The organism is Sporosarcina pasadenensis (assembly GCF_047228845.1).
GTDB lineage: Bacteria > Bacillota > Bacilli > Bacillales_A > Planococcaceae > Sporosarcina.
Genome location: NZ_JBFEGM010000007.1, coordinates 187,652 through 213,824, shown reverse-complemented (window position 1 = coordinate 213,824; position 26,173 = coordinate 187,652). Strand labels below are relative to the sequence as shown.

The 26,173-nt window shown below is 41.7% G+C and carries 21 protein-coding genes and 1 riboswitch; of the genes, 20 read left to right on the top strand and 1 reads right to left on the bottom strand.

Going from position 1 to position 26,173, the window contains the following annotated elements; genetic code table 11:
* Positions 1–244: 244 nt before the first annotated feature.
* The 13 genes from AB1K89_RS11775 to AB1K89_RS11715 all read left to right on the top strand — a co-directional run bounded on the left by AB1K89_RS11775 (position 245) and on the right by AB1K89_RS11715 (position 15,398).
* On the top strand, positions 245–1,681 hold the full coding sequence (locus AB1K89_RS11775) for a M20 family metallopeptidase (protein ID WP_413054917.1): 1,437 nt from the start codon (positions 245–247) through the stop codon (positions 1,679–1,681).
* 83 nt (positions 1,682–1,764) lie between these two features.
* Positions 1,765–3,282 carry an AbgT family transporter gene (locus AB1K89_RS11770; protein ID WP_413054916.1) on the top strand — a complete coding sequence of 506 codons (1,518 nt, stop codon included), beginning with the start codon at positions 1,765–1,767 and terminating at the stop codon, positions 3,280–3,282.
* Between the two features lie 70 nt (positions 3,283–3,352).
* Positions 3,353–4,651: an amidohydrolase gene (locus AB1K89_RS11765; protein WP_413054915.1), complete on the top strand. Its 1,299-nt coding sequence runs from the start codon at positions 3,353–3,355 to the stop codon at positions 4,649–4,651.
* Between the two features lie 249 nt (positions 4,652–4,900).
* Positions 4,901–5,013, top strand: a riboswitch (SAM riboswitch).
* A gap of 160 nt (positions 5,014–5,173) precedes the next feature.
* Positions 5,174–6,157 (top strand): aliphatic sulfonate ABC transporter substrate-binding protein, encoded by a 984-nt coding sequence (locus AB1K89_RS11760; RefSeq protein WP_413054914.1) that lies wholly within the window; start codon positions 5,174–5,176, stop codon positions 6,155–6,157.
* 16 nt (positions 6,158–6,173) lie between these two features.
* A complete protein-coding gene (locus AB1K89_RS11755; RefSeq protein ID WP_413054913.1) occupies positions 6,174–7,013 on the top strand; it encodes an ABC transporter permease in 840 nt (279 codons plus the stop codon).
* 13 nt (positions 7,014–7,026) lie between these two features.
* The gene (locus AB1K89_RS11750; protein ID WP_413054912.1) at positions 7,027–7,746 is read left to right on the top strand and encodes an ABC transporter ATP-binding protein; all 720 of its coding nucleotides are present in this window, start codon (positions 7,027–7,029) and stop codon (positions 7,744–7,746) included.
* Position 7,747: 1 nt separating this feature from the next.
* Positions 7,748–9,451, top strand: coding sequence for an acetate--CoA ligase (gene acsA / locus AB1K89_RS11745; protein WP_413054911.1), 1,704 nt, complete (start codon positions 7,748–7,750; stop codon positions 9,449–9,451).
* Between the two features lie 45 nt (positions 9,452–9,496).
* On the top strand, positions 9,497–10,153 hold the full coding sequence (locus AB1K89_RS11740) for a carboxymuconolactone decarboxylase family protein (RefSeq protein ID WP_413054910.1): 657 nt from the start codon (positions 9,497–9,499) through the stop codon (positions 10,151–10,153).
* A gap of 138 nt (positions 10,154–10,291) precedes the next feature.
* Complete coding sequence (locus AB1K89_RS11735) at positions 10,292–11,563, top strand: sensor histidine kinase (RefSeq protein WP_413054909.1); 1,272 nt, start codon at positions 10,292–10,294, stop codon at positions 11,561–11,563.
* Between the two features lie 6 nt (positions 11,564–11,569).
* Positions 11,570–12,454, top strand: a complete 885-nt coding sequence (locus AB1K89_RS11730) for a response regulator (protein WP_413054908.1) — start codon at positions 11,570–11,572, stop codon at positions 12,452–12,454.
* 142 nt (positions 12,455–12,596) lie between these two features.
* Positions 12,597–13,874 (top strand): cation:dicarboxylate symporter family transporter, encoded by a 1,278-nt coding sequence (locus tag AB1K89_RS11725; protein ID WP_413054907.1) that lies wholly within the window; start codon positions 12,597–12,599, stop codon positions 13,872–13,874.
* A 177-nt stretch (positions 13,875–14,051) separates the two neighbouring features.
* Entirely contained in the window at positions 14,052–14,402 is a 351-nt protein-coding gene (locus AB1K89_RS11720; RefSeq protein WP_413054906.1) for a VOC family protein, read from the top strand.
* A 156-nt stretch (positions 14,403–14,558) separates the two neighbouring features.
* A complete protein-coding gene (locus tag AB1K89_RS11715; RefSeq protein WP_413054905.1) occupies positions 14,559–15,398 on the top strand; it encodes a DUF2935 domain-containing protein in 840 nt (279 codons plus the stop codon).
* A gap of 345 nt (positions 15,399–15,743) precedes the next feature.
* Here AB1K89_RS11715 and AB1K89_RS11710 read toward each other — a convergent pair whose 3' ends face one another.
* A complete protein-coding gene (locus AB1K89_RS11710) occupies positions 15,744–16,589 on the bottom strand; it encodes a carbonic anhydrase (RefSeq protein ID WP_413054904.1) in 846 nt (281 codons plus the stop codon).
* 358 nt (positions 16,590–16,947) lie between these two features.
* On the opposite strand from AB1K89_RS11710, the gene AB1K89_RS11705 reads away from it, so the two are divergent.
* From AB1K89_RS11705 to ccsA, 7 genes are all read left to right on the top strand, one after another.
* Positions 16,948–17,925, top strand: a complete 978-nt coding sequence (locus tag AB1K89_RS11705; protein ID WP_413054903.1) for a DUF3196 family protein — start codon at positions 16,948–16,950, stop codon at positions 17,923–17,925.
* 110 nt (positions 17,926–18,035) lie between these two features.
* Complete coding sequence (gene tig / locus AB1K89_RS11700; protein WP_413054902.1) at positions 18,036–19,322, top strand: trigger factor; 1,287 nt, start codon at positions 18,036–18,038, stop codon at positions 19,320–19,322.
* A 148-nt stretch (positions 19,323–19,470) separates the two neighbouring features.
* Positions 19,471–20,739, top strand: coding sequence for an ATP-dependent protease ATP-binding subunit ClpX (gene clpX, locus AB1K89_RS11695; RefSeq protein ID WP_252502802.1), 1,269 nt, complete (start codon positions 19,471–19,473; stop codon positions 20,737–20,739).
* Positions 20,740–20,859: 120 nt separating this feature from the next.
* On the top strand, positions 20,860–23,184 hold the full coding sequence (lon, locus tag AB1K89_RS11690; RefSeq protein ID WP_413054901.1) for an endopeptidase La: 2,325 nt from the start codon (positions 20,860–20,862) through the stop codon (positions 23,182–23,184).
* Positions 23,181–23,762 (top strand): ribosome biogenesis GTP-binding protein YihA/YsxC, encoded by a 582-nt coding sequence (gene yihA, locus AB1K89_RS11685; RefSeq protein WP_413054900.1) that lies wholly within the window; start codon positions 23,181–23,183, stop codon positions 23,760–23,762. Before lon ends, yihA begins: the two co-directional genes overlap by 4 nt.
* Before the next feature lie 193 nt (positions 23,763–23,955).
* Positions 23,956–25,296: a glutamyl-tRNA reductase gene (gene hemA, locus AB1K89_RS11680; protein WP_413054899.1), complete on the top strand. Its 1,341-nt coding sequence runs from the start codon at positions 23,956–23,958 to the stop codon at positions 25,294–25,296.
* Between the two features lie 40 nt (positions 25,297–25,336).
* On the top strand, positions 25,337–26,167 hold the full coding sequence (gene ccsA, locus AB1K89_RS11675) for a cytochrome c biogenesis protein CcsA (RefSeq protein WP_413054898.1): 831 nt from the start codon (positions 25,337–25,339) through the stop codon (positions 26,165–26,167).
* Positions 26,168–26,173: the final 6 nt, after the last annotated feature.

Below are 26,173 nucleotides of genomic sequence, written 5' to 3'. Positions count from 1 at the left end.
GGCAGTAATAATAAAATCATGTATACTCCTATTATCGTTCTATTCAATGGGTTCACTATAACAAGTTAATATAGAGATATTGGAAGAAAAGTGGAGAAGGATAGAAACAATTATCATCATATTTACAAGAAAATTTATTAGTACTAAATGTAACAACAATTATTAATCAGCCGGTTGGGTTTACACGTTTAAGTTTTTAAACGAGGAAAAGAAAGCGCATACATTGTTTTAGGAGGTAATCATCTTGTCAACGGTAAGTAAATTTACGAAGGATTACTTGGTGAAAAATAAAACGAAATTTGAAGAGGTGAGTGAATATATTTTCAATCACCCGGAAACAAGGTTTGAAGAATACGCCTCATCCGAATTTCTAGCAAATGCATGTGAAAAAGAAGGGTTCACCGTGGAACGTGGCGTTGCTGGTATCGAAACAGCATGTGTGGCTACTTTTGGAAGTGGGAAACCAGTCATTGGTTTCTTAGGAGAATTTGATGCGCTTTCGGGATTAAGTCAAGAACCGAACAAGACAGCTTATGAACCATGGGAAACTAGCAATGGACATGGATGCGGACACAATTTACTTGGAACAGGTGCATTTGCAGCCGCATGTGCAACAAAGCGGTACCTCGAAGAGAACGGAATATCCGGTACTGTAAAGTTTTTCGGCTGTCCTGGAGAAGAGGGCGGCTCAGGGAAAACCTTTATGGTTCGGGAAGGTGTTTTTGAAGGTGTGGATACTGCACTGACTTGGCATCCATCCCCAGGCAACAGTATTATGGGCTTTTCAAGTTTGGCAAACTACCAAGTGTCTTTTCACTTTAAAGGGATATCTTCCCATGCCGCTAATTCTCCACATCTAGGCAGAAGTGCATTGGACGCTGTCGAATTGATGAACGTGGGTGTTAACTACCTTCGGGAACATGTCATTCCGGAAGCAAGGATACATTATGCGGTAACAAACACAGGGGGAACCTCACCTAATGTTGTCCAAGCGGAAGCAGAGGTGCTCTACTTAATTCGCTCGCCAAAAGTTAACGAAGTAGATGATATTTATAAAAGGGTATGCAAAATTGCTAAAGGCGCCGCGATGATGACAGAAACAGAAGTGACGATCAAATTCGATAAAGCATGTTCTAATTATATTCCAAATCGTAGTTTAGAAAAAATACTGCATAAAAATTTACTAGAAGCTGGTATCGAAGCGCCTACAGACGAAGAAGTAGCTTATGCTGAAAAGATCTGGAATTCATTAACACAAGGTGAGAAAGAGAATTATTTAGATCTACTGAAAGGGTTCGGGTATTCCGGAGATGGAAGTGAATTTGAAGGGAAATATTTATCTGAATCAATCTCACCGTACAGCGAAAGAGATGGCTTGCTTTCAGGATCGACGGATGTTTCTGACGTTAGCTGGGTCGTTCCAACTGCTCAGTTGACAGCATCTACATCTGCATTAGGAACACCGTTGCATACATGGCAAATGACGACACAAGGGATTAGCAGCTATGCGCATAAAGGGATGCTTCGTGCGGCGGAAGCGATGGCGTTAACTGCCATACAGCTGATCAATCATCCGGAAGATCTAGAAAAAGTGAAGCAGGAATTTCGAGCATTTCAAGCAAAGAATCCTTATACATGTCCGATTCCAAAGGATGTCAAACCAACAAAACTAAATCAATAAGATACATGCAAGTGGAGAGGGAATCGGCATTGCCGATTTCATTACTCCTTAAAAAATGGAAAGAATAGATTAGGGGGTAAAATATGAATGCACAAACGAAGAAGAAAAGTGTTTTTGGTAAACTTTTAAATGGGATTGAAATCTTAGGGAATAGACTACCTGATCCCTTTATTCTATTTGCAGTTTTAGCGGTTGTTGTTATTGTATTATCATTTATTCTAAGCTCATTTGGTATTTCTGTTGTCCATCCTGGAAGCGGTGAAGTAGTTCCAATTAAAAATCTGGCTTCTGGTGAAGGATTAGAATATATCTTAACTTCCATGCTTAGTAACTTCACTGGATTCGCTCCATTAGGCTTAGTATTAGCTATGATGCTCGGTGTTGGACTAGCTGAAAAAGTAGGGTTGTTGGATTATGCGATTCGTAAAACGATTCTAAAGGCCCCTCGTGCATTAGTAACGTATGCAGTTGTTTTTGTGGGAATCATGGGTAACTTGGCGTCAGATGCAGCGATGATTTTAATTCCCCCATTGGCCGCAATGGTCTTCTACAAAATGGGGCGTAATCCGATTGCAGGTTTAGTGGCTGGATTTGCTTCTGCAGGTGCAGGGTTTACAGCGAACCTATTGATTGTTGGAACTGACGCTCTTTTAGCGGGTATTTCTACTGAAGCTGCTAAAATTATGGATGAAACATTAGTCGTTACACCAGTGGATAACTGGTATTTCAATATCATTTCTGTTTTTGTATTAACGGTAGTTGGTGCATTGATAACAGAAAAAATCATCGAACCAAGGCTTGGTAAATATCAAGGAGAAGCAGTAGTCGTAGATGTCGAAGAAAATCCAAGAGCTGGAAAAGCATTTAGAAATGCCGTCATTGCCGGATTAGTGTATTTAGCAATCCTCATCGTTGCAATTAATGTGCCAAATAGTGCTTTGAGAAGTGAAGATGGTGGATTGATACCATCGCCATTCTTATCAGGTATCGTTCCTATTATTCTGTTTTGGTTCTTAACGATTGGTGTTACGTATGGAATAACATTAGGGAAAATTAAGACGTCAAAAGACGTAAGTAAATATATGGCTGAATCGATCAAAGACTTATCAGGTTATATCGTTTTAATATTTGCAATCTCCCAATTTATCGCTTACTTCAACTGGTCAAATATTGGGATTTGGATAGCAGTGAATGGGGCGGAATTCCTTACTGAAATTAATTTTACAGGAATGTGGCTAATAATCGGCTATATACTTCTAACTGCAATATTAGAGTTTTTTATTACTTCAGGTTCTGCAAAATGGGCACTGGAAGCACCGATATTCGTACCGATGTTTATGAAGCTAGGATATCATCCTGCGTTCACACAATTAGGTTATCGTGTAGCTGACTCATCTTTTAATATCATGACGCCATTAAATCCATATCTTGTCGTGATTCTATCGTTTATGCAAAAATACGATAAAAAGGCTGGCATTGGGACATTGATGTCACTGATGATACCGTATTCACTTATATTTTTAGGTGTTTGGATCATTTTAATTGCAATCTTTTACACTTTCAATTTACCACTCGGACCGGGAGTTACACCATTTCTATAAGATAAATGCTAACATGAATGTAGCAAGTTAGGCAGATGCATGTCTTATAAACGATAAGGGAGATTGATACATGATGGTCTTAGATCTTAATTCCGATTTATCGAAAAAAGTAATTGCTTGGAGACGGGATTTTCACCAATTTCCGGAAACAGGGTTTCTTGAAATGCGAACGGCTTCGATTGTAGCGTCTATCCTAGATGAACTAGGGTTTGAATTATCAATGGGGAAATCTGTAATGTCGGTAGATCATTGCATGGGGAAACCGGATGATCAGGCTACGAATGCACATTATCAATGGGCAATCAAGAATGGAGCTAAGCAAGGCTATGTTGCAAACTTTTCCGATGGATATACTGGTATAGTTGCAACACTGGATACCGGTATAGAAGGACCAACAACCGCCTATCGATTTGATATGGATGCCCTTGATATTAACGAATCGGAGTTGGACAGTCATTTCCCTAAGCAAGAGGGATTCAGATCAAAGCTTCCCCATAAAATGCATGCGTGCGGTCATGATGCCCATACAGCAATTGGATTAGGTTTGGCGACAGTTATTGCTAACAATAAAGAAGCCTTAAAAGGGAGAATCAAATTGATCTTTCAACCTGCTGAGGAGGGAACACGCGGCGCGAAATCAATGGCGAGTGCTGGAATCGTAGATGATGTAGACTATTTCATCGCCTCGCATGTTGGGACAGGGGTCCCCCATCAACATTTCGTTGCTTCGAATAACGGTTTCTTGGCCACATCGAAACTGGATATCACTTTCAAAGGTAAGGCATCCCATGCAGGAGCACAACCTGAAGAAGGAAATAATGCATTGTTAGCTGCTGCCAATGCGGCATTAAATATTCACGCAATCTCTAGGAATTCAAAAGGGATTTCAAGAATTAATGTCGGTGAATTACATGCTGGTTCAGGAAGAAATATAATCGCAGATTATGCGTTTCTAAAAGCAGAAACACGCGGGGAAAATTCTGAAGTGAATCAATTTATAAAAAGTCAGTTAGAAGCGATTATTAAAGGTGCAGCACAAATGTATCAAGTCGATTATCAAATTGATACAGTCGGTGAAGCACTTAGTAGTCAAGGATCGAAAGAGTTGGCAGTGATTCTCCAGGGATGTGCAGAAGAGTCAGCCATGTTAAAAGAAACAGCTTTGGAATCAAATGACGCGGCTGGTTCCGAAGATGCAACTTATTTCATGGAACGAGTGAAACAAAATGGTGGACTCGCAACATATTGTATTTTTGGCACAGACCTTCCTGCCGGACACCATAATGAACAATTTGACATCAATGAAGAAACGATGCTTGCAGCCGTAGATGTCTTATTTAAATCAGCTATACAATTAAACAGTCTTTAAGATCAGTAGTAAAAAAGGGAATCCTCGGGATTCCCTTTTTATGTTCCATCGAAAATTTATAAGTAATTATGAATAAAAATAAATAAATATAATATACTGTGTAATCCCTGTCGTAGCAGTCAATGAAACTGAATTAGCATGCACTATATTTTAAAATAATGAAAATATGAGTTGACAATTTATTTTTATCTGTTTATACTAATTTTCAATCAGTTAGATTTTGAAAATGATTTTGACAATTACATACATCTCTTATTAAGAGTGGCGGAGGGAATAGGCCCGATGAAGCCCGGCAACCAACAGATGAATTGATCTGAAAAGGTGCTACATCCTACAGGTGTTTTTAGCCTGGAAGATAAGAGGAGGAATTTTGCAGCCCTCTTCTTATTGAAGAGGGTTTTTTATAATCATTAAGTTAAAACCGGATTTGTGCATAGATAAATCCGACTATGCCAATAGGAACAGTTAATGATTGGGTTAAATTGATTTTCCATATAAAAATGAGTTTAGGAGGAAATGAACATGAAAAAATGGATTGCATTAATATTAACGGTTATCAGTATAACGATTCTGATGTCAGCTTGCTCATCCAGTGAAGGCAAGGAAAAGGTGGAGTTGAAAAAAGTTGTGTTGGATTATGCATATTACTCGCCAACTAGCCTAGCGTTGAAGGAATTTGGTTGGGCAGAGGAGGCGTTTGTGGAACAAGGGATTGAAGTGGAGTGGGTACTCAGCCACGGAAGCAATAAAGCACTTGAATTTCTAAATTCAAAAAGTGTCGACTTCGGTTCGACAGCTGGGGCTGCAGCATTAATCGCCAAGTCGAATGGTTCACCCATTGAATCGGTCTATATTTATTCGAAGCCGGAATGGACTGCGCTTGTTGCCACAGGCGATTCGGACATCACATCAGTAGAACAATTGAAAGGTAAGAAAGTGGCTGCAACGCTAGGGACGGATCCATATATATTTCTTCTCCGCTCGTTACAAGAAGTTGGGTTGTCGTCCAAAGACTTGGAAATTGTAAATTTACAACACTCAGATGGCGCTAACGCTCTTTTGACAGGTCAAGTAGAAGCGTGGGCAGGGTTAGATCCACATATGGCAAAAGTTGAAGTCGATTCTGGTGCAAAGTTATTTTTACGTGATCATGAAAAAAATACGTACGGAACACTGAATGTCAGATCTGAATTTGCTGAACAACATCCTGAAGTAGTTGAAACAGTGATTGAAGTGTATGAGAAAGCACGGAAGTGGGTTTTGGAAAATCCGGATGAGGCAGCCGACATACTTGCAAAAGAAGCTGAGATGCAATTGGAAGTAGCGAAAAAGAGTTTAGAGCGTAATGACTTCTCGGATCCAATCCCTGGACAGAAACAAATCGATGAACTGACTGCAGCGGGTGAAGTGTTGCAATCAGAAAATGTAATTAAAGGGAATGTGGATATCCGAACGATTGTAGGAGAATTGATTACTGATCAATTTGCAAAAAAAGTTATCGAATGAAATAGGGGGAATAGACATGACGGTCAATATTGACGAAAAAGAATTGTTTAAAGTAAAAGCAAAAAGATCGGTCAAAATTAACTTTGAAAATAAGGTGAGAGGTTTAGCTCTTGGCTTGATCATTCCATTCATTCTATTAGTCGTTTGGGAAGCGGCTGTCCGTTTCAATTGGCTCGATGCCTATGTCTTTCCGGCTCCGACAACTATTTTGCAAAAAATTATTGAGTTAGCCCAAGAAGGGACACTTTGGGGACATGTGGGAATTACGTTCTTTCGGGTTATGATCGGATTTCTAGCAGGAACAATTGCCGCGGTTATATTGGGATCCATCGTCGGTTATTTTAAATGGTTTGAGCAGTTGATGGATCCATTAATTCAAGCGTTTCGCTCAATTCCATCTCTAGCCTGGGTTCCGTTGTTTATCTTATGGATGGGTATTGGAGAGTCGTCAAAAGTGATGTTAATCGCTGTCGGTGTGTTCTTCCCGATCTATCTGAACATCGTCTCAGGTATTCAAGGTGTAGACCGTAAGTTAATTGAAGTCGGTAAGATCTATCATTTTACTCCGTTGCAAATTGTTCGTCGTATCATCTTGCCCGCTTCACTTCCTTCGTTTCTCGTCGGTCTACGTAGTGGTGTCGGATTAGGCTGGATGTTCGTCGTAGCTGCGGAGCTAATGGGAGCAAGTCAAGGGCTTGGGTATTTGCTAGTCGTTGGTCAGAATACGTATTCGCCCGAGCTTATTATCGCAAGCATTATTTTATTTGCATTGTTAGGGAAAGCAACCGATTCGTTGTTGAAGTCATTGGAAGCACGTGCATTGAAGTGGCAAGACAATCTACAAAACCAACTATGATGGAGGGATGACGATGCTGAAGGTGGAACATGCATCAAGGACGTTCAATAACGGACTTGCAGGATTCAAAGATATTTCATTTTCCATTAAGGAAGGGGAGACTGTTGGGATCTTAGGAACGAGTGGATGCGGAAAAAGTACATTATTACGCGTTTTGTCCGGACTCGATCAAAACTATGAGGGGGAAATCGAATTTCTGGGTGAGGGGGAACAGCCAATTGGGATGATCTTTCAAGAACCGAGACTAATGCCTTGGCTTACCGTAAAAGAGAATATTTTATTCGGTGCGAAAGATGAGAAGGAGAAACAGGCAACGGTACATGAGTATTTGAATCTTGTCGGTTTGTCTGATTTTGATGCTCATTATCCGAAAGATTTGTCTGGAGGAATGGCGCAACGAACCGCAATTGCCCGGGCACTAATTGGCGAGCCGGATGTCTTGCTTCTAGATGAACCTTTTAGTGCATTGGACGCTTTCACTAAAATGCAATTGCAGGATTTATTGTTAAAAATTCAACAGAACCGTTTAACAACGATGGTAGTCGTTACGCATGACATCGATGAAGCACTTTACTTATGCGATCGAATATTCATCCTCGGAGGTCAACCCGGCACATTGCAGGCGGAGTTGTCGATTGACGTAGTGAAACCGAGAAATCGGGGCGATTCGTTCTTGGCTGCTAAAAAAGCGGAAATCCTTGAGCTTTTACATATCGAAAAGGAGGTTGTCTAACATGGCTAATGAGGAAGTGATTTATCCATCTGAAGGGAATTACAACATTACAGCTGAACTCCCTTCAAGAAACGATTTCACATGGAAAAGTATCGAATCAAATTTTAGTTGGTCTTCTACTGGAAAGGTGAATATGGCCTATGAATGTGTCGACCGCCATGTCGTGGAAGGGTTTGGAGAGAAAGTCGCTTTACATTATTTTGGTGAAAAAGAAGAGTCTACACTAACGTATCGCGAACTGAAAGAGAAAACAGATCTATGGGCTACTGTATTAAAAAAGAAAGGAGTGAAAAAAGGGGACTTCGTCTTTATCTTTTTACCGAAGCATCCTGATTGTCATATCGCAATGCTTGCTGCAATTAAGCTTGGTGCTATTGTTGGGCCGCTATTTGAAGCGTTTATGGAAGATGCAGTAAAGGAGCGGATTGCAGATTGTGAGGGCGCTTATTTAATCGCTTCGCCTGAGTTGATCAAACGCGTGCCGCGTGCAGAATTGCCATCACTGAAAACGGTGTGGATAACGGCGGAGCCCGAACAATGCAAGGGTGATGAAATTTCATTGTTTGAGGAAGCACGAGCTGTTAAGGCTGAAAAAAACATCATCGAGTGGGTGGATTTGGACCATGCGCTTAATATTCATTATACGAGCGGGTCGACAGGTCGGCCGAAAGGAATTATCCATGCTCACCGAGTGATGATCCAACAATACATTACAGGTAGATGGGTATTGGATTTGAAAGAAGATGATGTTTATTGGTGCACGGCACATCCGGGCTGGGTAACAGGAACGGTGTACGGAGTTTTCGCTCCATTGCTTAACCGGACAACGATTGTCATTCACGGTGGCAGATTTAATGCCGATGAATGGTATTCCGTGTTAGAAAGATCCGGTACAACAGTTTGGTATAGTGCGCCGACAGCTTTCAGAATGTTGATGGCGGAAGGGGATGATAAGACAGCGAATTATGATTTGTCGAAGATCCGGCATATCTTAAGCGTTGGCGAGCCGTTAAATCCGGAAGTGATTCGTTGGGGGATTAAAACATTGTCCAACCGTATTCATGATACATGGTGGATGACAGAAACAGGGGCTCAACTCATTGTGAATCTGCCGTCCGATAAGATTATTCCGGGTTCGATGGGTAGACCTTTTCCGGGGATTGAAGCGGCGATTTTAGGAGATGATGGCGAAACGCTTGCACCTGGCGAAGTGGGTCATTTAGCTTTAAAAGCAAATTGGCCAGCATTAATGAGGGAAGTGTGGAACGACCCTGCTAAGTATTCGACATACTTCCCGTTCGAAGGATGGTATGTATCCGGTGATTTGGCGACAATCGATGACAACGGCTATATCTTCTTCCAAGGCCGGAGCGATGATATGATCAATTCCTCTGGCGAGCGAATTGGACCGTTCGAAGTGGAGAGTAAACTGATCGAACATCCAGCTGTTGCAGAGGTGGGTGTCATTGGGAAACCAGATGCGGTAAGAGGAGAAATCGTCAAAGCGTTTATCGCCTTACGGGATGGATTTGAAGCAAGTGATGCGCTGCTACAAGAATTACGTCTTTTTGTACGAAGTGGGCTTGCTGCTCATGCTGCGCCGAGGGAAATTGAATTTCTTGAGGAATTGCCGAAGACACCGATTAGCGGGAAAATCCTTCGACGGGAATTGAAGGCAAGGGAACTTCAAAAAGTAAATGTCTAACCCGCAAATAACAAACTAAAAGATAGTACTGAGGAGGAAATAATGATGAGTAAAGAAGAATTGTATAGGAAATCATATTTTAATCGTCTTGGAGAATTAAGTGATCTAGCACCTGATGCTTTTAAGGCATTTGTCCAGTTTGACAAACTTGCCTTAGCAGAAGGAAAACTATCTAAGAAATTAAAAGAATTGATTGCCATTGCTGTTGCCCATACAACAGGTTGTCCGTATTGTATCGATATTCATGTGAAAGCAGCGAAAGCAGAAGATGTTACGAAAGAAGAAATGGCGGAAGCGATCTTGGTCGCTACGGCCTTAAAGGCAGGCTCGGCTCTTGCTCACGGAGTGAATGCATTAAATGCATACGATCAAAATGGCGAGGATGAATTATATAAAGCATCTTATTTCAATAGATTAAAGGAATTCTCAACACTAAATGGAGATGTCTTTAAGTCGTTTGTTGATTTTGATGCAAAAACAATGAAAGAAAGTATATTAAGTGTAAAAGAAAAGGAATTGATTGCTGTCGCTGTTGCCCATACAACAGGTTGCCCGTACTGTATTGACATTCATACAAAGGGTGCAAAGAAAGCAAACGCAACGAAGGAAGAACTAGCAGAATCGATACTGGTGGCAACTGCATTAAAAGCGGGTTCAGCTCTGGCTCACAGTGTGAATGCATTAAATGCATATGATGCTTAAAGAAGAGAAAAGCGATACAAACATTGCTACGAATGTTTGTATCGCTTTTTCTGATTGAATGTTACGTTAATCAACGATTAAATACTTGCCATGATATAATTCCCCTAGATGATTATTTCTAATAATAGGAGATATTATATGTTAAACAAGCATTTGACCCAAAAAGAACATAAAATAGACATGACGGTCTTGTTATTGACAGCTTTATTGACGGCGGTTGCGGGAGAGTTTAAAATTATTCCGTTCAATGGAGAGTCGTTTCGTTTTAGTTTAGGGAGCATTACTTTTTTTCTCCTCCTCCTCATCCGTCCGGCTGGATCTCTTCCGTTGACGGGGCTTGTGACGGGCTTGACTGTCGTTATTTTCAGAACTTGTGTTGAAATGATGACAACGTCTGTTTCATTAATGGATAGTTTCCAGCATCATCTGTCTATCTTAATGTATTATGTTGTTTTTGCGATAGGTTTTCATATCATTTGTATTGACAAGTATCGAGCAGCTCCGCTTTTGTTGGGCTCATGGGCAGCTCTATTTGAGTTTGTCGGGAACGGTGCGGAAAACATAATGCGTTTTTTCATGCAAAACAGCTACGACTTGATGTGGAAAGACTGGGCGTTAATCGGCGGTGTGGCGACATTTCGTAGTTTCTTCGTTGTAGGGCTGTATAGTTCAATAATGTTGTCTGAGCAGAAAAAGCGTGTGCAGGAAATGCTTGGGATCGGTTCGAATTTGTATGCGGAGTCACTTTATTTACAGAAGTCGATGAACCATATCGAGCAAGTGACTGCCTCAAGCCATGATTTATACCGGAAGTTAAAACAAGAAAATCTGCATGAATTGAGTGTACAGGCGCTAGCGATCGCCCAAGAAATTCATGAAGTGAAAAAAGACTCCCAGCGTATACTGTCAGGGTTGTCTAATATTACTAAAGAAAAGAGCGCTGATCTCTTTCGATTATCTGATCTGTTTGACTTTGTTATTACGTCGAATAGGAAATATAGTGACATGTTAAACCGGACAGTTGATTTCCGGCTAACGATGACAGTCGATTATGAAACGGATCAGCATATCCCGTTATTGGCTTTATTAAATAATGTGACGGCCAATGCGGTTGAGTCGATTGATCATACAGGCACTGTTTCCATTGAAGTGTCCGAAGAAGCGGATAATCTTTATATCGCAATTCAGGACACAGGCAAAGGCATTCGAAAAGAAGATATCCCCATTTTGTTTGAGCCGGGCTTCACAACGAAGTTTAATGAACAAGGAGTGGCGGCAACAGGCATTGGTCTTTCCCATGTCCAGCAGATTACTGAAATGCTGCAAGGAGAGGTCCATATTGAAACAGAAGAAACGGGAACGGTTTTCCATATTCGGATTCCTTCCTATACTATACGAAAAATTAGGTGATGAATCGTGCGTTATTTTATCGTAGATGATGATTCGGCATGCCGGAAAATGCTTGAACATGTTATAAAAGAGGACGGGCTTGGATATGTGGCCGGTGAGGCTGAGAACGGGGTGAAGGCACTGGCGCCCATATTGTCCTCTCAGCCCGACATTGTACTTATCGACTTTCTTATGCCAGCGCTAGATGGGATCGAAACGATGGAACAATTGAAAAAGCAAGGATTCCAAGGGAAGTTCATTATGATTTCCCAAGTCGTCAATAAGGAAATGGTCGGCGAAGCGTATGAAAAAGGTGTAGAGTTCTTTATTCATAAGCCAATTAATCGCGTGGAAGTGCGAAGCGTTCTAACGAAAACCAAGGAGAGCTATCAACTTCAACAGTCTTTACAAATCATTCGGAAATCGTTGGCAAATATTGATGTATCTGGAGAACAAACAAAGCGACAAAGTGTGAGTGATATTGTCCGATTCATTTTAAATGATATGGGGATTATTGGTGAAGTGGGCAGTGATGACATCGTTGCCATCATCGAGAAGCTTATGAACCGGCAAGATCGGTCGCCGCAATTGCCTCCGTTGAAAGAATTGTACGAGGGAGTTGCTAGGGGAATGGAAGATGTCGATGTAGCGAAAGAGAGTAAAGCGATTGAACAGCGGATTCGCCGTACTATTGCAGCCGCTATAAACAACCTCGCCTCGATGGGTGTGGTCGATTACACTTCCCCTCAATTCGAATATTATGCTCCACGCTATTTCGACTTTCAGGACATTCGTCTTCGCATGAAACAAATCGAATCAGACCTTCCGACACCATCACGTGTAAAAGTTAATATAAAAAAATTCCTTCAAGTGCTTTATATTGAAACGGAAGAAAAATATAAGAATCTTTGAAGAGCACCTGATTTATTTAGAACATTTTTCCTTTAAATTAATTAATTTTATGTTTGTCGGATTTTGTCGGATTTGATAAGTCTCTCTTACACTATTGAAAGTGAGAAAACGCTTTCAATGGCAAAAGAGGGAGGTCATTTTGATGAAAAAGAAATTTAAATTTCCATTAGCATATCAAATACTTGTCGGTTTAATAGCAGGAATCATCGTAGGGGCGATCTTTTATGGAAACCCCGCAATAGAAACTTATTTGCAGCCACTTGGTACAATCTTTATTAATATGATTAAAATGATTGTCGTACCGATCATCGTCTCAACTTTGATTGTCGGTGTTGCAGGAACTGGTGATTTGAAGCAATTAGGTAAACTTGGCGGAAAGACAATGATTTATTTCCAAATCATTTCGTTAGTCGCGATTATCGTTGGGTTGTCCGCAGCGAATATTTTCAAGCCGGGTGAAGGCATTGACATGTCGACTTTGGCAAAAGGCGATATCGACTCATATGTCCAAACGACCGAAAGTGTGCAGAACGAAAACTTCATGGACGTTCTTGTTGGCATCGTGCCGAGCAATGTTATTCAAGCGATGGCTTCAGCCGATATGCTTGCAGTTATTTTCTTCTCCGTATTGTTCGGGCTAGGTGTCGCTTCAATTGGTGAACGCGGAAAACCGGTGCTTGCCTTTTTCCAAGGCACAGCAGACGCCATGTTCTGGGTAACGAACTTAATAATGAAATTTGCACCAATTGGCGTATTCGGTTTGATCGGTGTGACAGTATCGAAATTCGGACTCGAATCGTTAGTGCCGCTCGGTAAATTAATGATTCTTGTTTATGCGACAATGATTTTCTTCGTGATTGTTGTTCTTGGCGGAATAGCGAAGATGATCGGTTCGAGCATCTTCGGCATTATCAAACTATTAAAAGATGAACTCATTTTGGCTTACTCTACGTCGAGCTCTGAAACTGTATTACCGAAGCTTATGGAAAAGATGGAGAAATTCGGCTCTCCGCGAGATATCGTGTCATTTGTAATTCCAACGGGCTATTCCTTTAACTTGGACGGCTCGACGTTGTACCAAGCACTTGCGGCGATCTTCATCGCACAAATGTATGGCATAGACTTGAGTATCATGGAGCAAGTTACATTAGTATTGGTTCTTATGATCACTTCTAACGGGATTGCGGGTGTACCAGGCGTTTCTTTCGTCGTATTACTCGCAACGCTTGGCACTGTCGGTATTCCATTGGAAGGACTTGCGTTCATCGCAGGTGTCGACCGACTGCTCGACATGGGTCGTACGGTCGTCAACGTACTTGGAAATGCTTTGGCTACGGTTGTTATGGCTAAATGGGAAGGCCGCTTCCGAACAGACAATAGCAAACATACACCGGTTAAACCGGTTAGTGAAACAATATAAAATGTAAACGGACAGGCAGTTTTGTTACCCGGAATGGGTAGCAAAGCTGCCTGTTTTAATGATTACTTTAAGAATAAATTCAACTTCTACAATTTCTATAGAAGGTTTAATGTTGGATATGTAGAAGTAATCTATATTGTAATGGAAGTTTGTAAAAAATGACTGGGGGAAAGAATTGTGAAAATTAAAGGTTTTGGTGGAGTTTTTTTAAGATCGAAGGATATTGAAAAACTGAAAAATTGGTATGAAGAAACTTTACGTATTTCAATGGGGGATTGGAATGGTGCAATTATCAAACCGGATGCAGATAATGAGACGGTCTTTTCCCTTTTTAAAGAAGGAAGTAGTTATTTTCCGGTAGAACAGCCTGTTATGTTAAATTTCCAAGTGGAAGACATAGAAGGATGGATAGAGCACTTCGAGAAAATTGGTGTGCCTCTACTAAAAGAACCTGAAAAGACTGAGTATGGGACCTTTGTTTGGATTTCCGATCCAGAAGGAAGATGGATTGAACTTTATGAGAAGTGATGATAAAACGACCCTATTGAGAAGAAATATATTCTCGTAAAAGAATCTTCACTATGTGCATGCTGAAAATTAGTCAATCGAAAGAATTTTGGAATAGGGACAACTTGACTCCGAATAGATTGATTCAGTACGTATGCATACAAGGGGGAGATTCGTATGTATTGGAATGAAGAGTATCAAAATGGTAGTCCGAACATATCACCTACGGAATTTGTGGAAAAGTCATTAGAGGAAATTCGGTTTTGGTCAAGAATCATGAAGGAGCACTCCTTATTTCTGAGGTTAGGGTTTAGATGTGAAGATACACAACTAATCGCAGAAGCGAATCAATTCTATCATATATTTGAACGGATTGAACAACAGTCCCATGCTTTTACGAATCAAACAGACCCGATGACTATTAGAATGTTCAATTCGGAAGTTCAGATGGCAGCAACGAATATTTACGCTTTTAAACGGAAAGTGTTAGGGTTGATCCTAACTTGCCAGTTGCCCGGCGGAAACAATTTCCCTCTATTGGTAGACCATATTAGTAGGGAAGCCAATTATTTCAGAAAGCGACTCATTGAGTTGAATGAAGGTAAATTACAACCGCTTGCAGATGCGATCATTAAAGAGAATGTGTTCTTTTTACGGATCATGGCTGATCATGCCAAGTTCATCGGACATTTGCTGGACCCTTCAGAAAGAAAGTTAGTCGATATGGCAAGGAATTTTAGTAATGACTTTGATGAATTGCTGTTCCAGGCAAGAGATCTGGATGGAATGAGACCGTATTCACAAACAGTTCCGATGTTGGATCAATTCCTTGATCAAAATCGCGTGTCGGTCGTTTCCCTCCGTGACTTTAAAAAGACGGCAAGAGAGCTGATCGAAGAATGCAGGATTAAGAGTATTATCCATCCATTACTAGCAGACCATGTTTATCGCGAAGCGGATCATTTCCTCACGATTATTGATATGTTCGATGCCCATCTAACGGAAGCAAATTCATAAAAGTATAAAAAAGGATGGCATTAAACTTTGAAAAGTCAAAGGTTAGTGCCATCTTTATTTTTGGTCACCAATAAACTTGATTGCGTCCATAAGTAACTGAATATCGGACGATATTGCGGTTCTTAAGCTATCTGGACATCTATTTATCTCATTCTGCAATTTTTGAATTTCGTTCTGAATAAAATATAATTCATTAATTGTACTCACCTCTCCATGACAATTATACCCAGTATTCATAAGGGTCAAACAGACTATAGGGTATAAAGTGAACAGGAAGGCCCTTCATCAATCCAGAGAATTGATGAAGGGCCATTTTTTGTTGCAACACTTGAAAATTCAAGTGAATTAATCTACTTCAATGATTTCACGTTCGTTCAAAGGTTGAACAGGACGTTGGTTTTCAGGGAAAATTTGCTGATAGGCTTGAATTTGTTCTTTTGACATTTCAATCGGTTCTTCAAAAACAATCCATTTCACTTTTTCTGAACAAGGCGGTGTCGTCAGTGAGCCGTTGTAATAGTAAGTTGTTTGATCTGAAGGAAGTAAATCATGTAAATCAATAGTTTTATTTAAGTCATTATCATTTTCTGTTTCATTCAACGGTAATACATCCCAAATAGGTGCAAGTTTTTCGTTTTCTTTTCCTTCTTTAATCATTAGACCAAGTACTGCTAGCCCACCGTCCGCATCTTGGTGTACAAGATGGAGTTCCATATCCATGTTCTGACCGTTGATCTGGTGCTCGCTTGGTGTATGGAAATGGAATTGAGCAAGTTTGTATTCTGTTCCTTCAACGACGATGCTATTGTTTGGTGTTGCTGGATTAGCCTGTACGGAATGTCCGTTATTTACAATTGAAAATTGTGTCGGCTCGTATTGAATTTTAAAGTTATCTAGTTCTTCACTCGTTTTAACTTGTGAGAATTCGATATTGATTGGTGATTGCTCATTTCCTTCTGTACAGGCTGAGTATGTAGGATCCAATTCCCCCCAATTGTCCGGACCTGTTTCTTCATCATAAGACCATTGCATGTTGGGAGCGTCTTTTGACTTTGTTGTTTCGTTTTCTTTTGTGACAGTTACAGTTTCTTCATTTTCTGATGTAGTTGTTTCTGTTGCCTGTTCTGAGCAAGCTCCCAATAACAAACTTAACAAAACAACTATTAACGGATACAAAAATACTTTTCTCATCTCTGAAAAATCCCCTTCTTCCTTATTTTTTTCTGTGCTATTGCACAAGGAATACTATACTAAATAAATTCGCCTAAACAAGACAATAATTACCAAAACGAAGCAAATTCCACAATACAGTTAATAGATACTACACGTTTGCAAATTAACAGGAATAGACGTGTGATTTAACCCTTGGTGCTTACTGACTAAGATCCATTTTATGGGCGTGAAGAAAAGCACATATAGTGGTTGAGTTGGATGAAATATGTATATAACAAATTTCAGATATGAACATATATAAATTAGGAGTGAATAATTCATTTCCGGTTGGAAAATGCTATATGGTATAGTGGATGGATGAAAGAAGGTGAATCCAGTGAGACATAGATATGGAAGGCTCATTAAAAAGGATAACATCGTCGTGTTTCCTGGCGCCTTGGAACGCCTGATTGAAAAAGGGTTGGATGCTGTCGAAGATACAGACTACGCAGAAGCTGTAGAGGCTTTCGGACAGGCGTATCATTTTGATCCTGACAACACTCGGATATTGGCGCCTTACGCAGTTTCTTTATATGAAACAAAAGACTTTGAATTGGCAAAAGAAGTGGCAACAAAATTATTACATAGCGGGACAACCGACTATCTTGACGCCATGGAATTATATTTGGCAATCAGCATCCAATTACAGGATTATGAAGAAGTTGAAATGACGATAGAAACTCTTTTTGACGAAGATATCATACCGCCGGACATGGTGAAGAAATTCAACTATTTACGTGATCTGAACAAAAGACTTTCCTATAGATATGTGCGTGATGAGGTGGAAATCGAAAAACGGGATCTTTTCACTTTAGAGGAATTCTTGAGTAGTTCTACTGAAGCGCAACAGAAGATCCTGGCGTTTTTTGAGAACAGTGAATTGGATGAGGCAACCAAAAATCTACTGGTGCAAATTGTCGAAAAGGAAAGCTTGCACCCGGTCGTCATAACGTATGCGCTCGTACTTCTGCGCGAATCAGAATTCGAAAAGGAAGTAACGGTCCGGAAGTTTGGACGTGCAAAACGAGTCATTCCTTCAGACCTCGAACTACCAAGTCAAGATGAACGTTCCGTCGAGGTGATCGATCAACTAGCCAGTTTATTTGAAAAGGATCCCTCCCGATTGCAAATGGCAATTGACGCAAGTCTTCGTTACGGTATCCTTGCATATCCATTTTGCTGGGACGGATTTTCAACTTTCGAAGTTGCGGATGCATATAAGCAATACATAGAAAGCATGTTCACAGGAGATCTGGTGACAGAAACGGAATTGATTTCCTGGATCAAATCTGTCGATGAACAGACAGATAGGTGATATGCAGTAAATCTGTTGAAAGATCGAAAGACTATGATATACTGTAATGGTTGTAAATAGCGTATAAACGTGAGAAAATATACTGGTGATAATGATTCGGAGGTATTTACATGTCTGTTAAATGGGAAAAAGAAGAAGGCAATAAAGGGACGCTTACAGTTGAAGTTCCTGCAGAAACAGTTGACGCAGCAATCGACGAAGCTTTCAAGAAAGTAGTAAAGAAAGTGCAAGCGCCTGGGTTCCGTAAAGGAAAAATGCCACGCAAAATGTTCGAAAGAATGTACGGCGTAGAGTCGCTTTATAATGACGCGCTTGACATCATCCTTCCGGAAGCATATTCAAATGCGCTTGACGAAGCGGAAGTTGAGCCGATCGCTCAACCTGAAATCGAAATCGATGAAATGGAAAAAGGCAAAGCGCTCGTATTCAAAGCGCATGTTACGTTGAAGCCTGAAGTGAAGCTTGGCGACTATAAAGGTCTCGAAGTGACACGCCAGGAAACTGAAGTGACAGACGAGGAAATCGAGCAACAATTGAAAGATCGTCAAACAACATTGGCTGAAATGGTCGTGAAGGAAGACGGCGCTGTTGAAAATGGCGACACTGTCAACCTTGACTTTGAAGGGTTCGTTGATGGCGAAGCTTTCGAGGGTGGAAAAGCAGAAGGGTACGACCTTGAAATCGGTTCCGGTTCATTCATTCCAGGTTTCGAAGAGCAAGTTGTCGGCATGAAACAAGGCGAAGAAAAAGACGTCGAAGTGTCATTCCCAGAAGAGTACCATGCAGCTGAATTGGCTGGAAAACCAGCTGTATTCAAAGTGAAAGTGCATGAGATCAAGTCGAAGGAAGTTCCTGAGCTTGACGATGAGCTTGCAAAGGAAATCGATGAGAGCGTCGAGAGCCTTGAAGAGCTTCGTACAAAAATGAAAGAACAGACAGCAGAAGAAAAGAAGAGCGCAGCTGAAACAGCAATGCGTGATGATCTTGTAGAAGCTGCAGCAAGAAACGCTGAAGTCGATATTCCTGAAGTGATGATCGATTCAGAAGTGGACCGCATGATGGACGAATTCGGTCAACGCCTTCAAATGCAAGGCATGAACCTTGACTTGTACTTCCAATTCTCAGGTCAGGATGAAGCAGCATTGCGTGCTCAAATGAGAGACGATGCAATTAGCCGTGTGCGTGTTTCCTTGACGCTTGAAGCAATTGGCGTTGCTGAGGATATCAAAGTGACCGAAGAGGAAATCAATGCTGAGCTTGAAAAAATGTCTGAACAATTCGGTATGGAAGTTGACCAAATCAAACAGACATTAGGCGGAACAAAAATGCTTGAAAACGACTTACGCTTCAACAAGACTGTAGAATTCCTTGTTGAGAATGCAAAAGTCGCTGAATAATAGGTAATGAAAAATACAAGGTACGGGGGTTCCGTACCTTGTTTTTCATAGGTAGGAATTTTTGAAGCAGCTCTGGCGGTGAAGTTCTAAATAGTTGATAAAACCGGGGGAATCTTGTAAGATTGTCACTTGAATAGGGGTGAGCTTGATGTTCAAATTTAATGACGAAAAAGATAATTTAAGTTGTTCTTTTTGTGGTAAAACCCAAGACCAGGTGAGAAAACTCGTTGCAGGTCAGGGTGTCTATATTTGTGATGAGTGTGTTGAACTATGTGCGGAAATCGTCGAGGAGGAAGTGGGTCTTGATGAGCACTTCGAGCTGAAAGATGTTCCGAAACCACGTGAAATCCAAGGCATCTTAGATGAATATATTATCGGCCAGGACCGTGCTAAAAAATCGTTAGCCGTTGCGGTTTACAACCATTACAAACGAATCAATACGAACAGCAAGGTAGACGATGTTGAAATTGCAAAATCGAATATCGTTCTAATTGGTCCTACAGGTAGCGGTAAAACGTTGTTGGCACAAACATTGGCGAGAATTCTAGATGTTCCTTTCGCGATAGCGGATGCAACTTCATTGACTGAAGCTGGATATGTTGGTGAAGATGTGGAAAATATTCTTTTGAAGCTGATTCAAGCGGCAGATTTTGATATTGAACGTGCTGAAAAGGGTATCATCTATATTGATGAAATCGATAAAGTTGCTCGCAAATCGGAAAACGCATCGATTACGCGTGACGTATCGGGTGAAGGCGTACAGCAAGCCCTCTTGAAGATTCTTGAAGGCACAGTTGCAAGCGTTCCACCACAGGGCGGTCGTAAGCATCCACACCAGGAATTTTTGCAGATTGATACGACTAACATCCTTTTCATCGTCGGCGGAGCATTTGATGGCATGGAAGAAATCATCAAACGCCGTACCGGACAAAAAGTGATCGGCTTCGGCACGAATGTTGATGAGGAATCTAAAGAGGAAGCTTCTTTGCTTTCAAAATTGATCCCGGAAGATTTACAACGTTTCGGACTGATTCCTGAATTTATTGGCCGTTTGCCAGTCATTGCGACGTTGGAGCAGCTGAATGAAGATACTCTATACCAAATCCTTACAGTTCCGAAAAATGCAATTGTAAAGCAATACCAGAAGATGGTTGAATTGGATGGCGTTGCATTGCGATTCGAAGAGGATGCACTTCTTGAGATTGCCAAGGAAGCGATTGAACGGAAGACGGGTGCTCGTGGGTTACGTTCCATTATCGAAAACATCATGTTGGATATCATGTATGAACTGCCATCACTAGATGAAGTGACCGAGTGCATTATTACGAAAGATTCCGTCCTGAAAAAGTCAAGTCCAATCCTTTATCGAGAAGATGGTACACAGTTTGATCTCGATCAAGAGAAGAATACGGCTTGAGAATTGGAGGACTAAAGCTGACTCCGACGAAGCGAACCTTCGCTCATCGGTTGTCGGCTTTTTCCACCTTATATGAAATGTACATATTGGATATACATAACTTATGGAGGTGACTTCCGCATGCCAAATGAAAAAAAGCTGAACGTGCCTTTATTGCCTTTACGCGGGATGTTGGTTTATCCGACGATGGTTTTACATATTGACGTCGGGAGGGAACGCTCCGTATTTGCTGTTGAACATGCAATTGCGAACGGCAATTACATCATGCTCGCCTCACAGAAGGACACGAGCGTTGAAAATCCGGAAGCCGAAGATTTATATCAGGTCGGTCTTTTAGCTTATGTGAAGTCATTGACTGAACTGAACAACGGGACATACCGCCTACACATTGAAGGCATTGAGCGGGCGGAGTGGTCAAACTACGAAGAAGCAGATCTCTATCCGGTGGTAGATGTGGAAAGAATTCCTGACGACACGGAAGTGGATGCGGAAATTACCGCCCTCATGCGAATTCTACTTCCTTATTTCGAGAACTACACAAACTATTCAGCGAAGGTTTCTCAAGAGACATTCGATTCCATTGCATCAATCGAAGAGCCTGGAAGGTTTGCGGATATGATTGCTTCCCATCTGCCGTTGAAATTGTCTGCTAAACAGGAAATCCTGGAAATAACCGACGTTAAGAAGAGATTGGAATTTTTGATTAACAAACTCCATGATGAGCAGGCAATCCTCGCATTGGAACGAAAAATCAACGCACGTGTTAAAGAAGCGATGGAACGCACTCAGAAAGAATTTTATTTGCGCGAGCAGATGAAAGCCATCCAAAAAGAGCTAGGCGACAAAGACGGGAAAAGCATCGAAGTCGTCGAGTTGACAAAAGAGATAGAAGAAGCGGGCATGCCAGAAAATGTGAAACAGGCTGCATTGAGGGAGCTGGACCGGTACGAAAAAGTTCATTCCGCATCAGCTGAAAGCGGAGTGATACGGAATTATATCGACTGGCTCATCGCTTTGCCGTGGTCTGCTGCTTCGAAGGATCAATTGGATATTAAACGATCCGAGGAAATTCTGAACCGTGACCATGAAGGCCTCGATTCGGTCAAGGAGCGAATTTTAGAATATCTTGCAGTCCGTCAAATGACGAATTCATTGCGAGGTCCGATCCTTTGCCTCGATGGACCACCAGGAGTCGGGAAAACTTCTTTGGCTCGCTCCATTGCGGAGTCGTTGGGACGTAAATTTGTCCGGATCTCCCTTGGTGGAGTGCGGGATGAATCCGAAATTAGAGGGCATCGCCGTACATATGTCGGTGCAATGCCGGGTCGGATAATTCAAGGCATGAAAAAAGCGGGTAAGATCAATCCCGTATTCTTGCTTGATGAAATCGATAAGATGTCAAATGACTTTAGAGGAGATCCATCATCTGCCATGTTGGAGGTCCTAGACCCTGAACAAAACGCGACGTTCAGCGATCACTATATTGAAGAGCCGTATGATTTATCGAATGTGCTATTTGTCGCGACTTCAAATGATTTAAGTTCCATTCCCGGTCCTTTAAGGGATCGTATGGAGGTCATCTCCATTCCGGGATATACGGAACTTGAAAAACGATCCATTGCGAAAAACCATCTCATTCCGAAACAGCTCAAGGAGCACGGTTTAACAAAGTCGCAAGTCCGTTTCAGTGACGAAGCGATCCGTGACATCGTCCGTTATTACACGCGTGAAGCGGGCGTCCGCGGGTTGGAGAGGGAAATAGCAAGGATCTGCAGGAGAGCGGCTAAGCAAATCGTAACCGGGGAAAAGAAAAGCGTTACGGTCAGCGTGAATACGCTTGAAACGCTTTTAGGCAAGAAAAAGCATATGTATGGACAAGCTGAAACAAAAAACCAGATCGGGGTGGCAACCGGTCTGGCTTATACGACTGTTGGGGGAGATACACTCCAAATCGAGGTTTCATTGTCTCCTGGCAAAGGTAAACTCATACTGACGGGCAAGTTGGGGGATGTCATGAAGGAATCAGCGCAAACCGCGTTATCTTATGTCAGATCCAGGGCTGTGGATTTTCATATCAACCCTAACTTCCATGAATCCAGCGACATCCATATCCACGTTCCTGAAGGTGCCGTCCCGAAAGATGGCCCGTCCGCAGGCGTAACGATCGCAACGGCACTCGTTTCGGCTTTGACGAAACGACCGATTCGCAGAGAGGTCGGAATGACGGGTGAAATTACGCTTCGTGGAAGGGTGCTGCCAATCGGGGGCGTGAAGGAAAAGTCTTTAAGTGCGCATCGAGCGGGCTTGACGACGATTATTTTACCAATTGCCAATGAGCGGGATATTGAAGATATACCAGAAAGTGTGCGTAGAGAGCTGACATTCAAGCTTGTCTCGGATGCTGAAGAAGTATTGGCGTACGCATTAGAGGAGGCTTCAGAATGAAAGTCAATCAAGTTGAAATGATTATGAGTGCGGTTAAACCTGAGCAATATCCGGATGATGGTTTTCCGGAATTTGCACTTGCGGGACGTTCGAATGTAGGCAAATCTTCGTTCATCAATAAAATGATCGGACGAAAGAGTTTGGCCCGTACATCCTCGAAGCCCGGAAAGACCCAGACTCTGAACTTTTACAAAATTGAAGAAAAATTGTTTTTCGTTGATGTTCCCGGTTATGGGTACGCGAAAGTGTCAAAATCCGAACGGGAAGCATGGGGGAAAATGATCGAGAGGTATTTGACAGGTCGGGAACAGCTACGTGCTGTTGTCCTGATTGTGGATCTCCGACATCCTCCAAGTGTTGACGATTGCATTATGTATGACTTTTTAGGTCATTACGATATTCCTACAATTGTTATTGCGACGAAAGCGGATAAAATCCCGAAAGGTAAATGGGAAAAACATAAAAAAATGGTTAGAAACGAATTAAACATGCGAGCGGGAGATCCTTTAGTATTATTCTCTTCTGAAAAAGGGATAGGTATGGATGAGGCTTGGCGTGAAATAGAGAATAGAATGTAATTGCAATCCGGATGAAGAGAATATTCATCCGGATTTTCGATTATGCATACCAGAGATACATTAGAATTAATACAAAAACAGGGAACGAACCGTTGATGGTTCAAGAGTTAGTCACAAAATGGGCCGTTAATAACCGTGTAATATGTTATAATCGTATATGTTAATATAAGAACGGGAGAGGTGTGAACACCTTATGTATACAATCGTGGTCGGTGTCAACCACCGAACAGCTCCAGTAGAAATCAGGGAAAAATTATCTTTTGTAGAGGCTGAGCTGCCAAAGGCGATGCAAGCTCTGCAAAAAGAGAAAAGCATTTTGGAGAACGTAATTATTTCTACGTGCAATCGAACTGAAATATATGCTGTAGCTGATCAGATCCATACTGGCCGGTATTATGTGAAACGATTCTTGGCGAACTGGTTTGATATGGAGCTTGAGGAATTGTCCCCGCATTTGCTTATATATGAAAATGATGCAGCGATTGAACATTTGATGCGTGTATCAGCGGGAATTGATTCGATGGTGCTTGGTGAAACGCAAATTTTAGGACAAGTCCGTACTAGTTTCCTGGAAGGGCAAAAAATCGGGACGACAGGTACAGTCTTTAATGAGTTATTCAAAAAGTCGATTACGCTTGCGAAGCGAGCACATTCAGAAACAGCGATTGCAGACAATGCTGTTTCAGTATCTTACGCTGCAGTTGAGCTTGGAAAAAAGATTTTCGGTTCATTGGATGGGAAGCATATTGCCATTTTGGGAGCAGGGAAGATGGGAGAGTTGGCCATCAAGAACTTGCATGGCAGCGGAGCGGGTAAGGTGACGGTCGTCAATCGTACGCTGTCGAAAGCTGAAGAGATGGCAGAGCAATTCGGAGGCGTCGCTAAACCGATGCAGGAGTTGCAATGCACATTGTTGGAAGCGGATGTCTTAATCAGCTCTACGGGTGCAACCGATTTTGTCATTGACTTCGAACTGATGCAATATGTCGAGAAACTGCGTAAAGGAAAGCCGATTTTTATGGTCGATATAGCTGTACCACGTGATCTGGATCCGAGAATCGGTGATTTGCCGAATGTCTTCCTCTACGATATTGATGATTTGCAAGGAATCGTCGAAGCGAATTTGGCGGAGCGTAAACGTGCCGCTGAAGAGATCGGTTTGATGATTGAAGGGGAAATTGTCGAGTTCAAGGAATGGATTGCGACGCTAGGTGTCGTACCAGTCATTTCTGCATTACGGGAAAAAGCGCTCAATATCCAAGCGGAGACAATGGCGAGCATTGAAAATAAAATGCCGAACTTGACCAACCGTGAAAAGAAATTATTGAATAAGCACACGAAATCAATCATTAACCAAATGCTGAAGGAACCTATCCTGCAAGCTAAAGAGTTGGCATTGGATGATCAGGCGGTAGAAAAGCTGGCTTTATTCAAGCAAATATTCGGATTGGTTGAAGATGACGAGGAAGAAGAAATCGTCCGTGCGGAAACCAAATCCCTTGGTAATGCTATACACAAATTAGCTGAGGCGTAATCCGAGGCTTTAGATCCATGCGAAAGGCAGAGGTTGCATCATGGCCGAAATGACTATGGCGAGATTCCACGAAGTGATCGTCGTCCTGTATGCGGTGAGCCTCGTATTTTACTTCATTGATTATTTGAACAATAATAAAATCGCCCATCGCAGCGCTTTTTGGATTTTGTCAATTGTCTATTTGTTGCAAAGCGGCTTCCTAATTGCGCGGGTGATAGATACACAGCGATTCCCGGTCCTTTCCCTTTACGAAGGGATCTACTTCTATGCTTGGCTGCTCATTTCGTTATCGATGATCCTCCAAGCGTTTTCAAAGGTCGGGTTCGCTGTCTTCTTTTTAAATGTCATCGGTTTCATATTCATGACGATCCATACATTCACTCCGACACAGATTGAGAAATCCCCGGTTGGTGAATCGCTTATTTCGGAATTGCTTTTCATACATATCACATTTGCCATTTTATCGTATGCGGCATTCGCGATGTCATTCGTATTCGCCATCCTTTATTTGCTCGTCTATAAAGTGTTGAAGAAGAAAAAGTGGACAAAGCAGTTCGGACGTCTTCCGTCCCTCCAACAATCTTTGTCAGGGATGAAAGCATCGATCTATACGGGCATTCCAGTGCTTTTCATCAGCCTCGTGCTCGGAATTCAATGGGCGACGGTCGCGTTGGATGAATGGACGATTTCCGACGTGAAGATCATCGGGTCTTTCCTCGTTATTATCCTTTATAGTTTAGTATTGTTTTTGCAAAGAAGAGGTAGACTGACAGCGAACGATTTTGCGTGGGCGAACGTCTTCGCTTTTCTTTTTGTCATCATCAATTTTTTTCTGGGAAGCAGATTATCGCAATTCCATTTTTGGATTTGACGTTTT